8 protein-coding genes are annotated in these 14,014 nt (G+C 70.7%); 6 read left to right on the forward strand and 2 right to left on the reverse strand.

What is annotated here, in order from left to right; all coding sequences use genetic code 11:
• Positions 1-76: 76 nt before the first annotated feature.
• Positions 77-1,885 carry a CotH kinase family protein gene (locus tag G4D87_RS04695; protein ID WP_163779369.1) on the forward strand — a complete coding sequence of 603 codons (1,809 nt, stop codon included), beginning with the start codon at positions 77-79 and terminating at the stop codon, positions 1,883-1,885.
• Between the two features lie 63 nt (positions 1,886-1,948).
• Here G4D87_RS04695 and pbpC read toward each other — a convergent pair whose 3' ends face one another.
• Positions 1,949-4,318, reverse strand: a complete 2,370-nt coding sequence (gene pbpC, locus G4D87_RS04700; RefSeq protein WP_205507421.1) for a penicillin-binding protein 1C — start codon at positions 4,316-4,318, stop codon at positions 1,949-1,951.
• Positions 4,319-4,351: 33 nt separating this feature from the next.
• On the opposite strand from pbpC, the gene G4D87_RS04705 reads away from it, so the two are divergent.
• Positions 4,352-5,035, forward strand: a complete 684-nt coding sequence (locus G4D87_RS04705; protein WP_163779373.1) for a phospholipase D-like domain-containing protein — start codon at positions 4,352-4,354, stop codon at positions 5,033-5,035.
• A gap of 22 nt (positions 5,036-5,057) precedes the next feature.
• Here G4D87_RS04705 and G4D87_RS04710 read toward each other — a convergent pair whose 3' ends face one another.
• Positions 5,058-10,793 (reverse strand): alpha-2-macroglobulin family protein, encoded by a 5,736-nt coding sequence (locus G4D87_RS04710; protein ID WP_163779375.1) that lies wholly within the window; start codon positions 10,791-10,793, stop codon positions 5,058-5,060.
• A gap of 267 nt (positions 10,794-11,060) precedes the next feature.
• Here G4D87_RS04710 and G4D87_RS04715 point away from each other — a divergent pair, with 267 nt between their 5' ends.
• The 4 genes from G4D87_RS04715 to G4D87_RS04730 all read left to right on the forward strand — a co-directional run.
• Entirely contained in the window at positions 11,061-11,783 is a 723-nt protein-coding gene (locus tag G4D87_RS04715) for an RNA methyltransferase (protein ID WP_163779377.1), read from the forward strand.
• A gap of 24 nt (positions 11,784-11,807) precedes the next feature.
• Positions 11,808-12,005, forward strand: coding sequence for a hypothetical protein (locus G4D87_RS04720; RefSeq protein WP_163779380.1), 198 nt, complete (start codon positions 11,808-11,810; stop codon positions 12,003-12,005).
• Positions 12,006-12,166: 161 nt separating this feature from the next.
• Positions 12,167-12,523, forward strand: coding sequence for a hypothetical protein (locus tag G4D87_RS04725; protein WP_163779382.1), 357 nt, complete (start codon positions 12,167-12,169; stop codon positions 12,521-12,523).
• Between the two features lie 941 nt (positions 12,524-13,464).
• Positions 13,465-14,014: ISAzo13-like element transposase-related protein (locus G4D87_RS04730; RefSeq protein ID WP_443192650.1), on the forward strand; the 550-nt coding region annotated here is incomplete at its 3' end.

A 14,014-nucleotide genomic window follows, 5' to 3' on the forward strand; every position in this document is an offset into this window, starting at 1 on the left:
GCGCGCCCCTTCAAGCGTTCGCTCCTCACCAAAGGGTGGCCCTGGGGGCGGGCACAACCGTTGCTTTGCGCCGGGGTTGATGACTCCTTCTCGATTGCTGCTGTGCCTGCCGCTGCTGAGCCTGTGGGCTTGTGATGGAACCCAGGCGGAGCGGCCCCCATCCCTCCAGGACCCTCCGAGCGTGGAGAATCCACGACTTCCGCCTGGCGAGGAGGAGCCGCCGCCGACGCAGCCACCGCCGCCCGTGGACCCGCCTCCTGTCGACCCGCCGCCGGTGGAGCCGCCTCCCGAGCCGCCTCCGCCCGTGCCGGAGACAGAGCGGCCCTTCGCGATGCCGCCGGTGCAGACGTCGGTGCCGCAGTACGAGCTCATCATCCCCGAAGAGACGATGCGGATGTTCGAGGCGGACCCTTGGACACCGGAGCAGGACGGCCTCTTCAAGGCGAACGGGACGACGTACCGCGTGCAGGTGCGCCTGCGGGGCGCCTCCGCGCGCTTCTTCCCGAAGAAGAGCTGGAACGTGAGCTTCGAGGACGGCGTGCGCTTCGAGGGGCGGACGTCACTCAACCTCGTGGCCGAGTACGCAGACGCGACGCTGCTGGCGGAGAAGCTCGCCTTCGACCTGCTGGAGGCCATGCGCGTCCCCGCGTCGAAGGGCACGCTGGTGCGGCTCGACGTCAACGGCGTGTACCAGGGCGTGTTCCTGGAAATCGAGCAGGTGAACAAGGCCTTCCTGCGAGCGCACGCCTACGCCGACACGGATGCAACCATCTACCGGTGCGGCTGGAAGGACTGCGAATTCAAGATGGTGAAGGTGCCGTACCAGGGTGACTGGGCGAAGAAGACGAACGAGTCCCAGCCGGACGACAAGCTCTGGGAGATGGTAGGCGCCATCAACCACACGCCCGAGCCCCAGCTCGTCAGCGAGCTGGAGAAGCGCTTCGAGCTGGAGCACTACCTGCGCGCCATGGTGATGGACGCGCTGATGTCCAACAACTACGTGGAGGACTCGGAGAGCTACTTCATCTACGACCGCGCGGTGGCGAAGTGGTCCTACGTCCCGTGGGACCTCAACAACGTGGACTCGCGCTGGTGGTACCCCATCAGCGTGGAGGACATGAGCCAGAGCACCAGCAACATGCGCCACCCGCTGTTCAGCTTCACCCTCACCGACGCCTGGGTGGCGAAGATGTACGAGCAGCGCAAGCTGGAGACGGCCTCGTACCCCGGCTACCTGCCGGTGTTCTCCAACCTGGCCACCCGCGTGGTGATGAACCCCGTGCTGCGCGAGCGGCTGGAGGCGCGGCTGGACAAGGCGATGGAGGAGCTCTTCACCAGCGAGGTGATGGACGCGCACATCGACCAGCTCCATGCGCTCATCGACCCGCACATGCGTGACGACCCCTTCATGGACTACGGCCGCTTCTCCGCGGGCCGCGCCTACCTGAAGCGCTACGTGCGCGAGCGCCGCGGCTTCATCTTCAAGGAGCTGGAGCGGCTCGCGGAGCAGCGGCCCACGCTGGTGCTGGAGGCCGTCCACCCGCGCGAGGGCTGGGTGGAGGTGGGCAACCGCACCTCGGCGCCCCTCTCCCTGGCGGGCATGGTGCTGACGACGCAGCTGCGCATCAGCCTGGCGCAGAGCCCCAGCCACCTGCCCACCCAGGTGCGCGCGCCCATCGGCGCGGTGCTGCCGGAGCTGACGGTGGCCCCGGGGCAGCGCGTCCGCCTCAGCGCCGCGCAGCTGGGCATCCAGATGCCCGTCAACGGAGAGATTGGCCTCTTCGACGGGCGCTCCGTGGTGGGCGTGAAGGACCTGCTCTTCTACGGCGACCTGGGCGCGGGCAGGCGCTACGAACGCGGCGCGCGGGGCTGGGAAGTGCGCTGAGCGCGGAGGCGCGCCTCACCTGCGCGCGGCGCTCCTGGACTCCGGGGGCGCCGCGCGCGTGTCTCAGGGCCGCATGCGGACCTCCAGCGTCCGCTTCGCGCTCAGTCCCCGGTCATCGGTGACGAGAATCTCGTGGGAGCCCACGGACGGCGTCCACCACACGCGCTCATCGGCGCGCGCCGTCCCCAGCAGGGCCCCGTCCACGAACCACGTCAGCGCCCGCTCGTGTGAGGCCTCCGCCTCCAGCGGCACCTCCTGTTGCGAAGCCGGGACGCCGGGAATCAGCACGGCCACCTGTCCCGGCGCGGGGGAGACGATGGACGGGGCCGCGCGCGCGCCTCCCGGTTCGCAGCCGGGCGCGGCGGCGGGCGGCTCCGGCAGGCGCCGGTGCTGCTCCTCCAGCCAGCGGCGGATGGTGGCCGGCCACGTCACGTACACCCGCGTCTGCGTCTTCCGCCCCGTCCGGCACATGGGGCCCACCGACAGCCCCGTGGCCACGTCCACCTCCACGTGCTGGTGGTACGGGCAGCGCGCGGTGGGCACCGCCGAGCGCCGCGCGTAGACGTGCTTGCGCTGCACGCAGGCGTCCGTTGGCAGGTGCCCCGAATAGGCGCAGACCTCCACCACGGCCAGGTCATTCGGTGGATTCACGCGCTCGTCCGGAAGGTTGAGGCCGCGCGGGCCCACGCCCTCCAGGATGTCGAACAGCACCGGCCCCGCCGCGTCCGCGCCCACCAGGTGCACGCTGGGCGTGTGGTCGAAGTTCCCCAGCCAGACGACCGCCGTGTGCCGGGGCCCCGAGCCCGCCGCCCACGCGTCGCGGTGGCCGAAGCTGGTGCCCGTCTTCCAGTGCACGCGCGCCGGCATGCCCGTCAGCCGCCGGCGCGCCGGGAAGTCCGGCCGGTCCTTCAGCGACAGCGCCTGGCGCGTCAGCCAGGCGGCGCCAGGGGACAGCACCTCCACCGGCTCGCCCGCCTCCTCGTCCAAGAGGAGCCGCAGGGGCGGCGCGCGCCCATCCCCCGCGAGCGCGACGTAGACGCCCGCGAGCTCCAGCGGCGTCAACTCGATGCCACCCACCGCCGCGGACAGGCCGTAGTAACCGGGCTCCTGCACCAGGCTGGTGACCCCCGCCGCTTGCAGGGCGCCCAGGAAGCGCTCCACGCCCACGCGCTCCAGGAGCCGCACGAAGGGCATGTTGAGCGACTGGGACAGCGCGTACTCCAGGCGCACCAGCCCCTGGAAGCGGCCGTCGAAGTTGCGCGGCGCATAGCCGCCGTAGGCCGTGGGCACGTCCGCCACCAGCTGCTCCGGCCCCACCATCCCCAGGTCGATGCCCATGGCATACAGCAGGGGCTTGAGCGCCGAGCCCGGCGAGCGTGGCGTGGCGAAGCCGATAATCTGCCCGCCGTGCCGCGGGTCGAAGAAGTCGAAGTTGCCCACCAGCGCGAGCACCTCCGCCTGCTGCCGGTCCACCACCACCGCCGTCCCGTTGTGGATGCCCCGCGGCGCCAATCCCAGCGACGCGTCCCGCATCAACCGCTCCACCATCCGCTGCGTGCCGGCCTCCAGCGTGGTGCGCAGCCGGGCCTGCTCCGGCCGCTGCGTGCGCAGCCACACCGCCACGTGCGGCGCCTCGCGGGGGAAGGGCGTCAGGTCCGTGGGCACCGGCGTGTCGCGCACCTCGCGCAGCACCGTCCGCGCCGACACACGGGCCGCCTCGGGCCCTCGGGGAAGCGCGTCCACGTCCAGCAGCCTGCGCGCCACGCCGTCCCGCGCCGACTTCAGCCGGGACGTGTTCCGCGCCGTGGGGAAGCGCCGGTTCGGGTTCTGCGGCACCGCCAGCAGCGTGGATATCTCCGCGGGGCTCAGGTTCGTCGCGGTGTGGCCGAAGTACGCCAGCGCGGCCGCCTCCACGCCCTCCACGTTGCGCCCATACGGCACGAACTGGAGATAGGCCGCGAGCACCTCCTGCTTGGACAGCCGCGCCTCCAACTGCATCGCCCGGAAGGCCTCGATGACCTTCGACGTGAAGGTGCGGGGCCGCGGCTCCAGCACGCGGACCAGTTGCATCGTCAAGGTCGAGGCGCCCGACACCCGCCGCCCCGTGGACAGGTTGCGTGCCGCCGCGCGCAGCACCGCCAGCGGGTCCACGCCCGGGTGGTGGAAGAAGCGCTTGTCCTCCAGCGCCAGCAGGGCCTGGACATAGTCCGGGTCCACGCGCTCCACCTGCGTGGGGATGCGCCAGCGCTCGTCCGGGGCCAGGAAGACATGGGCCGGCGTGCCGTCCCGGTACTCCATCACCACCGACGCGGGCGCGAAGAGCCGGGCCGGCAGGGGCACGCGCCAGGCCGCCACCCACGCGGCCACGGCGAGGCCCAACAACCCCAGGCCCGCGGGCAACAGCTTCCGGATGATTCGACGGGCACGGCTCATGAGGCGATGAATCCCTGGCATATGCTACGCGCGATGAATGCCTTTGAAATCGACGCCATCCTGACGTCCATCCTGGACGACCGGCGGCTCACACCCACCGAGCGGCAGGCCTTGCAGGCCGTCCTGGCGGAGCGGCGGGCAGGCGAGGCCCTGCTCACCCTCTTCCGCTCCCGGGCCTTCGCCCTGGCGCGAGCGTCGATGAAGGACGCGCGCTCCCGGGAGGTCATCTCCTGGCTGGAGGAGACGGTGCAGGCGCTGCACGCCCCCGAGCCCGAGCAGACGTCGCGCATGGAGGCGCACTTCTCTCCGGGCGAGGGCCCGCTCAACGCCATCGTCCAGCAAATCCAGTCGGCGCGCGGTTCCATCGACGTCTGCGTCTTCACGGTGACGGATGACCGCATCACCCGCGCGCTGCTGGAGGCCCACCGGCGCGGCGTGCGGCTGCGGATGGTGAGTGACGATGACAAGGCCATGGACCCGGGCTCCGACATGGAGCGGCTGGGGGACGCCGGCATCCCCGTCCGCCTGGACAGAACGTCCGCGCACATGCACCACAAGTTCGCCGTGTTCGACCGGCTGCGGCTGGTGACGGGCAGCTACAACTGGACGCGCTCGGCCGCCGAGTACAACCACGAGAACGTCCTGGTGTCCGACGACGCGCGGCTGGTGCAGCCCTTCAGCCGCGCGTTCGACGCGCTGTGGGAGACGCTCGGCTAGGAGCGTCTCCCCGCGCCGCGCGCTACAGCAGGTTGTCCTTCCACGGCCCGGACACCTGAACCGTCCGGCCCGGCTCACGCGCCCACAGGCGCGGGTCATACATGGCCTCCGCCTCCGCCGACGGCAGCGTGAAGGCACCCGCCGTCACCGCGCGCACCGCGTAGACGACCTTCTTCGACTCGCGAGGCCCCAGGCTGCCGAACACCTCCATCCGGTCATCGCGGATGTTCACGTAGTCCGCGGACCACAACGACGCCGGGTCCACCCAGTCGGTGGCGCCGCCCCGGCCCAGGCGCGCGTTCTCGATTTCCCAGCCCGCCGGCAGCCGGTCCACCAGGGCGATGTTCTGCACGCGCTCGGCCGTGGTGTTGCGGATTTCCAGCTCCACGTAGACGAGGTCCGCCAGCGCCACCGGGGCCTGCCCCATGGCCAGCTCCGTGCCGTCCAGCTTGCGCCAGGTGCGGGTGAGCGCCAGGCCGTCGCCGCCCGTGCGGGGCTTGCTGTCCGAGCGCACGCCCTCGCTGCTGAGCACGAGGTACAGCCGCCCCTCGTCCTTGGACGTCACCTCCAGTTGGAGCCCCTGCCGCTCGCTGGCGCGGGCCAGCGCCCACGTCCGGTCCGACGAGCGCACCGTCTTGTCCTGCACCGGCGTCAGCACCTTGCCGTCCGCCTTGAGCACGGGCGCGGAGAACCGGGTGGACGTGCCCTGCAGCCGCTTGCCCAGGCCGGTGATGCCCCACACCAACTCCTGCGTCGTGTACCAGCTGCTGTGGTGCGCCTGGAGGGACTCGGCCACCATGCGCGCCAGCGGCTCGCCCGCCGCGTCCTTGCCGAACAAGTCCTGGAAGGTGCTCAGCATGAAGCCGCGGCGGCGCCGGTCCGAATAGAAGGACCAGTCGTTCTTCCGCTCGTCGGTGACGGGCGACAAGTCGGGGTTGCGCAGCTCCTTCTCGTAGCGCCGGTCGCCCGCCAGCCACAGCGAGGCCTTGAGCATGTAGTCCCGCTCCTGCTCCTCGCCCGTGAGCGCCTGCTTCTGCGCCCGCGCCGCCAGCGCGTCCACCATCTTCTGCACGCGCGCCTTGCGGCCCTTGCCGGCCACGGAGAGGACGTAGTGCATGTAGGCCTCCGCGCTGTCCGTGTACATGGCGTCGCGGCCCTGGCGGCCCTCGAGCTTGTTCAGCTCGGTGGACATCCACGTGAGGGCGTCGCTCAGCCGGTCCTGCGGCACGGGGTACTTCAGCTTCTGCGCGTCCAGCAGCATGTGCGTGGCATACGCCGAGCCCCAGCCCACCGGCTCCGTGGCGCCCGGCCAGTAGCCGAAGCCGCCCGACGGCGTCTGCATGGACAGGACGCGGTTGATGCCCGCCAGCACCATGTCACCCACGGACGCACCCCGGGTCAGCGTGGGGTCCACGTCGTTCACCAGCTCGGACACGTACAGCAGCGGCCGGGTGGAGGACGTCGTCTGCTCCACGCAGCCGTAGGGGTATTGCACCAGGTACGAGAGGTGCTGCAGCGAGCGCGCGTACGGGTTGGCCGTCACCCACAGCGTGGAGCGCTCCGTCGTGGGCACCCAGCCCTGGAGGTACCGCGACACGTCCGTCGTCCCCTGCGCCAGCTCAAGCTGCTGCACCCGGCGCTCGCGCGGGCCCGCCGGAGACAGCGGCACGTCCAGTGACTCCCGCGAGGTATGGCCGCCGCCCTCCACGGTCACCGACAGCCGCGCCGCGCCCACCGCCTGCACCGCGCGGGCCTGGAAGACGAAGGTGTGGGACTTGCCGTCCGCCACCCGCGCCGTGCCCTCGCTCTTGCCCAGGAGCTGAAGCGGTGACGTGGCCGCCGCGGGCATCACCAGCCCCGGCACCGGCAATGACTCCGCGTGGAGCGTCACCTTCACGTCCTGCGCCTTGCCGGACAGGTTGGTGACGAAGACGGGCACCTGGATTTCGTCGTGCTGCGTGAGAAAGCGCGGCAGCGTCGTCTGGAGCACCAGCGGGTCGCGCACCAGCACCTGGGCGCTGGCGCGGCCGATGCGCTGCGGCCCCGCCGTCACCGCCATCACCCGCACCGCGCCGCGGTACTGGGGCAGCTTGAAGGGCACGCGCAGCTTGCCGTTGGCCGGCACCGGAAGCAGGCCGCTCCACAGCGCCACCGGCTTGACGGGCTGCACGCGGCCGTCCGCGCCGCCCTCGCCGTCACCACCCGTGGAGCGGGACGCGCCTCCCGGCGGCACCAGCAGCGTCCAGCCCAGCGTCTCGTAGGTTTCCACGCCCAGCGCCCGCCGGGCGAAGAGCTGCTTCTGCGGGTCCGGGCTCTGGAAGCGCGTGAGGGAGAGGATGCCCTCGTCCACCACCGCGATGGTGGCGAAGGTGGGGCCTTCCTGCGGGCCCAGCTCCAGGTCCACCGTGAAGGTGTCGTTGGAGCGCACCTCCTTGGGCACGTTCATCGTCACCGACTGCGTGTACTCCACCGGCTCCAGCGTGACGCTGCCCACGCCGAAGGCGCGGTCCGGCATGAAGGCCTCGGCGGACTCCAGGTGCGGGTCCTTCACCAGGAAGGCGCTCACATACACGTTGGGCGCGAAGGCGGACGGCGTGAAGCTCCACGTCACCTCGCCGGGCTCCACCGCCACCCAGTGGGAGGCGAGCACGCGGTCCGTCTCCGCGGTGAAGAGCATGCGGCCCTTGTAGGGCGACTTCAGCTTCACGGTGATGGCCTGCCCCACGCGCCCCTTCGCCGGCAGCGCCAGGTCCAGCGACGTGGGCTTGAGCGGGCGCGGCGTCTGGTCCACGCGCGAGCCTTCACCCCACCAGTAGTACCGGCCCTCCCCTTCCAGCTCCAGGTCCGTCTGGGCCCCGCCCGAGCGCGCGCGCACGATGTAGCCCGCGGCGTCCGCGCCCGGCGTCACGTCCAGCGAGAAGTGGCCGTCCTTCACGGTCACCGTGGAGCGACCCTCGCGCACCGGGCGCAGGTAGCGCTGGTAGCGCTCGTAGCCCTCGTTCTCGTCGTAGAAGGAGCCGTACTCCTCCTCCAGGCGCAGGAACTCGACGTCCACCGACCTGGGCGCCTTGTCCGAGGCGGCCAGCAGCTTGCCGTCCCAGTCCACCACCACGCCCTTCACCGTGAAGGGCTTGCCGGCCTTGACCTTGCCCGTGCTGCCCTGGAGGCCCACGTAGTAGGCCTCCGGGTGCACCGGCACCGTCACGCTGCCCAGGGTGGAGCGGCCGCTGCCCGACTCGAAGACGCTGGCCAGCGCGCTCAGCGCCCCGGCGCCCCGCAGGGCCCCCATGGCGCCCTGGGCCGGGCAACGAAGGACGGCCTGTCCCTTCGCGTCCAGCGTGCCCTGCACCTGTCCCAGCGTGACGGGGCGGGGCTCGCTGCCGTCCTGTCGCCACAGCCCGTAGGCGTACTGCGCGTTCTCCTTCGGCTTGAAGGCGGACGGAATCAGCCGGCACGTCAGCTCCACCGGGCTGCCCTCCGCCGAGCCGCCGAAGAGGTACGCGGCCTCCACGCCCACCGGGACTTCCTCGCCCTGGAGGTAGCCGGCCTGCTCGGTGCGCGCCTCCACCTTCATGCGCTCCGGGACGAACTCCTCCACGCTGATGCTGTAGAGGGCCACGTCGCGGTCCGCCACCTTCAGCACCACGCGGTAGCTGCCCGTGTCCTGGAACGCCTCGAAGGGCAGGTCCAGCGTCACCAGGCCCGCCTCGTTCGTCTTCAGCGACACCTTCTTCAGCTCGCGCTCGCGCGGGTCCACCACCACCAGCTCCACCGGCATGCCCGTCGGCGGCGCCTTGTCGTCCTGCCCCCGCAGCACCGCGGCGAGGTGCGCCGTGTCGCCCGGGCGGTACACGCCCCGGTCCGACCACACCGACGCGCGGTAGGCCTTCTCCGAACGGTAGGGCTCGCCTTGCACGTCCGCGTTGGCGATCTCCGTCTTCAGCTCGCTGTACTTGAGGTACGTCAGCTCCTCGCCGTCACGGGCGATGAGCGCGAAGGGCGCGCTGTCGTCGATGCCGGGCGCGGGCACCTGGAGCCGGCAGCCATCCGCCGCCACCGTGGTGCAGCGGGCCACCGACTCGCCGCTCTTCTTCACCAGGGAGACCTCCACGCCCGACAGCGGCTCGGTGCTCTCGATGCCCAGCGCCCACACCCAGACCTCACCGGCGCCGTTGGAGCCCGGCTCGGCCTCACCGCGCTTGGCCACCAGGCTCAGGTTGGTGAGGAGGATGCGGCTCGCCGCCACGTGGTGGCTCTGCTTCGCGGTGATTTCCACCAGGCCCTTCGTGGTCGCCGGCACCAGGCTGGCCACGTCCACATAGGTGGTCGCCAGCGTGTCCGGGGGCGACTTGAGCGCCAGCGTCCGCTTCGCCACCACGTTGGAGGTGCGCTCGTCGGCGCGCTCGCGGTGGTCGTCGCTCATCCAGAAGACGAGGTTCTCCGGCGGCACGTGGCGGACGGTGAGCTCCACCGAGTCCAGGTTGAGGTGCTGCAGCGGCAGGTTGCGCCACGCGCCGCGCGGCAGGTAGCGGCCGGTGGTCGCGAAGGACAGCTGCGGCGAGCGCGCGGGGACGGCGAAGGCGTCCTCGAAGGTGGCCAGCAACATGCCGCCGCCCACCGAGGTCGTGCCCGCGTCGATGCGCAGCGCGTAGGAGCCGCGCTTGAAGTCACCGAAGATGCGGAAGCCGCGGCGCGACGGCGCGACGGAGACCTTGACGGCGGGCGTCAGGTGAATGGCCTCCGCGGCGACGCCGTCATCCAGCGTGCAGCCCTTGTTGCGGTGGTCCCAGTAGTACGGGTCATACCCTTCCGTCTCGCGCGGAGAGGGCGGCGCGGCGCCGTCCACGTCCCGGCAGCTCACCTCGAGGTAGAACCCGGTGCTGCCCTGCTCCACGGACACGCGGGTGATGTCCATGCGCTTGCCGGCGCGCAGCTCGAACGCGCCGCGCGCGGCGGGGGCCGTGGCCTTCGCCCGCGACGCGGCGGGCAGTCCCGCCTGGAGGCTGAAGTCCACCGTGCGGCCCTGCTTGAGCAGCCCGCTGGTCAGCTGTGCGCTGACGACGTTGCGCGTGGTGGGCAGGGTGCGCCACTTCACGTCGCCCACCGCCTGCCCGCCCACCCGGAAGCTCGCCCGCGAGCGCAGGGCGGCGATGTCCACGGGGCCGGAGAAGACGGCCTCCACCTCCACGCGGCCCTTCACCGTGTCGAGCTGACGCGGCACCATCCGGACGAACTGGAAGGGCGGCGTGGTGAACGCATGGGACCAGTCCCCCGCCGCGGGCGGCTTCACCACGCCCGAGTCCAACCCCACCGACGACACCGAGACGGCGTACTTCGTGTCGAAGGCGAAGCCCGCGCCCGACGGCGTGAAGGTCAGCGTGGACAGGGAGGACCAGGAGAGGCTGCCCGGCACGTCCGGGGTGATGGTGACGACGGTGTCCTTCGTCACCGAGCCGTCGTTGGGGCGCACCTCCCGCGGGAACTCGATGACGAGCTCCTGGGGCAGCACGTCACCGGTGGAGACCGCGCGGATGACGGGCGTCAGCGCCTCCGGCGCGGGAGGCGCCGGCGCCGCGGCCGTCCCCGAGTCCCCGGGCTGCGCGGCGACGGGCGACGGGGGCTGCGTCGCGGGCGACTCGGTGGACTCCTGTTCCTTCTTGCAGCCCGCGAGCGTGGCACTCACCAACAAGGCCGCGAGGAGCCAGCGCGAGCGCTTCGCCCACGGTGGCCGCTGCGTGACGACGGACTGCGAACCCATGATTCCTCCAGGAGATGACGCGTGTTCTTCACGCGGCGTGCCGGACCAGGGCGCGCCGGGGAAGAGAGGGCTGTGGTCAGGCGCCCGCGGTTCTGACGCGTCCCCCGCGCGTCAGCGGACCCGCAGGGTGTCCAGGGGGCCACACCGGCCGTGGCCCCTGGGCGCCTGCGAAGGCTTTCGAGGCCCCCAGGCTATCGGAGTCCGCGACGCAGCGGGACCTCCATCCGCGGTCATCGCGATGCGAGAAGGCGCTAAGGTGCCTCACGCATGGTGCTGCCCGTCCGATTCGTCCTCATGCGCCCCCGCAACGCGGAGAACCTGGGCGCCGCCGCCCGGGCCCTGAAGAACTGCGGCCTGTCCGATTGGGTCTGGGTCCGCCCGGAGGTGGAGGACCTGGAGCCGGCGCGCAGGCTCGCCGTCCACGCCGGGGACGTGCTGGACGCGGCGCGGCGCGCGGACACGCTGGAAGCGGCCGTGGCGGACTGTGTCTGGGTGGTGGGGACCAGCTCGCGCAAGGTCGAAGGCAAGCGCCGGCTTCCCCCGCGCGCGGTGGGCGAGGAGCTGGTGGCCCGGGCGCCCCAGGGGCCCGTGGCGCTCGTCTTCGGGGATGAGCGCAGCGGGCTCACCAACGCGGAGGTGGAGCGCGTGCATGACCTGTCCGCCGTGCCGACCGCGCCCGAGCAGCCCTCCATCAACCTGGCGCAGGCCGTGCTGCTGTACGCCTACGAGGTCCGCGTGGCGCTGCTGGAGGCCGCCGCCACGCCGCCCGGCCCGCTGCCCGCGGCGGCCACGGACTCGGAGCTCGCGCTGGTGGAGTCCACGCTGGAGTCCGTCCTCACGACGGGAGGCTTCCTGGTGGACGCCCAGCCGGGCCGCACGGCGGTGCGGGACTTGTTCGCGCCGCTGCGGCGCTCCCGGCTGACGCGGAAGGAGGCCCGCTTGTGGCTGGCCGCGCTGCACAGCCTGCGCAAGCGTCAGCCCGCGCCTTGAACCACGGAGCATCTCCTCGATGACGTGTTGGCCCAGGACGACGACTGCTTCGATGCCACCGGTGCGGCCTGGCTGAACCATCAGGCGCAGTCGGCGCCCGAGAACGAGGCCGTGCTGGTGCGCGCGCTCGCCGATTGGGGCGAGACGCGGACCCACCTGATGCAATGGGTAGCACCCCTGGAAATACCCTTCGGAAGCTGGAGCGTGCTGCACGTCTGCTGAGCCAGTGCGTAGAGGAGTTGGCCGGGCAGAGTCCGGAGCTGGCAGAGCAGGTTGTTTCCCTTGCTGGTGGCGTCTTCGATGTGTCGTCGTGCGTCCCCGAGCGAAGCGAGGGCCATTCCGAGGCGGACTCGGCACATGCGGTTGTGAACCGGCTGCTGGGCGTGACGTTTCGCGGGGCGCTGGAGCATGCGGCGCGGGATGGGCGGCGGCTGCGGCTGGAGTCGGTGGCCTGCCGCGCGGTGCTGTCGGTCGTGGATGCGTTCGTGGACGTGCGCGGCGAGCTGGCCGCGTGCGAGGCGGCGCGGGATGCGGCGATGCTCCAGGAGGTGGCCGACCTCAAGGGCCAGTTGAGGCGGGTCACGGAGAGCGCGGAGTACGAAGCCGAGCGGGCGCGGCGAGCGGAGCTGGACCGGAACGCGGAGGTGTCCACGCTTCGGGATGACCGGCAGCGGCTGGCGTGGCGCTGGGGACGCGAGCGCATCAAGCGGCAGCAGTGGCAAGGAAGCGCCCGGTGGTAGTGGAGGAGGCTCGGCGCGCTGCGCATCCGCAATAAGCTTCTGGCTCACCGGCTCAAAGCGGCGGCGGTGGTGCGGCGCGCGGCGCTGGAGGCCGTGGCGGCGTTGGAGGACCAGGACACCGCCTGGACGCCTGCCGGTGAGGCCGTGCGGTTGGAGTTGCGGCGCTCGCTGGGGGTGACGCCTTGAGCCGCGAGCGTTGCGCGTACTGCTGGGGGCGTCCGTGTACCGCACGCGGCGTCCGGCTCGTGGGCGGCGCGTGGTGGAGGGCCGACCATCAAGCTCACGGGCGGCGGATGCATCGCTCCCAGCTTGCGGGCACCTCTCTCGCCATAGCGTTGGAGACTGGGCTTGTCGATGCCGGGGGACCTAAAGCGTGACGCATCGTAGAGACGACTGGGATTAGCCCTCAGCTACGTTTGAGCGTTCGCGAACCCAAGACACACAAGAACACTTGCCTTCGTGTGCCTTGGGTTCGACTGTGGGCCTTCACCTCGCTGTACTCGATTGCTTCTGTGGCTGAGGTGAGCGCAGGTCGATTTCGATGATGTACCCTTCTCGAAATCGCCGTGACGGGTCTACGTTGGCAATACGTGACGCCCCAACAAGGACAGCATTTGGAGCCTCCTCCCAGGGGAGTTCATGCAAAGAGATCCTTCTGTTGCCCTCTTGTGTTTCGAGTGCACGCAGATCATCTCCTGAGACGAATCCAGCAACGCTCCAGGAGTCGTTGGTTTTGAAGACCTCGAAAAAACCGGGGAACCTCTTCGACCGATAGATTCGCGTGGTCCGTGTCCAGGTGTCATTAGGCAGAACAAGAGTCCATACGTTTTCGGGCAGCACGTACCCATAGACGCCATTGGGTAGCTTGGGGCCTGAGATTTTATAACGCGACCGATTGGCAGGGGATCGACAAATAGGCTGAGGCGTGCTCGAAGGTGTCGATGGTCACCGAGGAAGAGGTCGCGAAGAGGTACAAGCTGATGAGCAAGGTTCTGGACGAGCGGCAGTTGCGAATCTGGGCCGGCGCTGAGGCACTCGCAGCAGGGCGCGGCGGCCGGGAACTCGTGGCGAGGGCGACGCACCTGTCTCGCACGACAGTCCTCTTGGGGATGAAGGATGCGCGAGCGAAGAAGCCGCCCGCAGACCTGGTGAAGGTGCGCCGGAGTGGAGCAGGCCCGAAGCGGATTCAAGAACGGCAACCTGGCATCATGAAGGCGCTCGACGCACTGGTGGACCCTGTCACTCGGGGCGACCCGGAGTCGCCGCTGCGCTGGACGTGCAAGAGCACCCGCGCTCTTGCGGCGGAGCTTCAGGCACAGGGTTTCACCGTGAGCCAGCATAAGGTGGGTGAGTTGCTCGGCGAGCTTGGGTACAGCCTCCAAGCGACAAAGAAGATGCTGGAGGGAGCGGCCCACCCAGAGAGGGATGCGCAGTTCCGGTACATCAACGCCGAAGCCGCGGCGTTTCAGGCACGAGGCCAGCCAGTTGTTT

This window comes from Myxococcus vastator (genome assembly GCF_010894475.1).
GTDB lineage: Bacteria > Myxococcota > Myxococcia > Myxococcales > Myxococcaceae > Myxococcus > Myxococcus vastator.

Bases quoted from the DNA above. Each gene is read 5' to 3' on its own strand.
- pbpC (WP_205507421.1), bottom strand. From the start codon at position 4,318: ATGAGCCGTGCCCGTCGAATCATCCGGAAGCTGTTGCCCGCGGGCCTG.
- G4D87_RS04705 (WP_163779373.1), top strand. From the start codon at position 4,352: ATGAATGCCTTTGAAATCGACGCCATCCTGACGTCCATCCTGGACGAC.
- G4D87_RS04710 (WP_163779375.1), bottom strand. From the start codon at position 10,793: ATGGGTTCGCAGTCCGTCGTCACGCAGCGGCCACCGTGGGCGAAGCGC.
- G4D87_RS04715 (WP_163779377.1), top strand. From the start codon at position 11,061: ATGGTGCTGCCCGTCCGATTCGTCCTCATGCGCCCCCGCAACGCGGAG.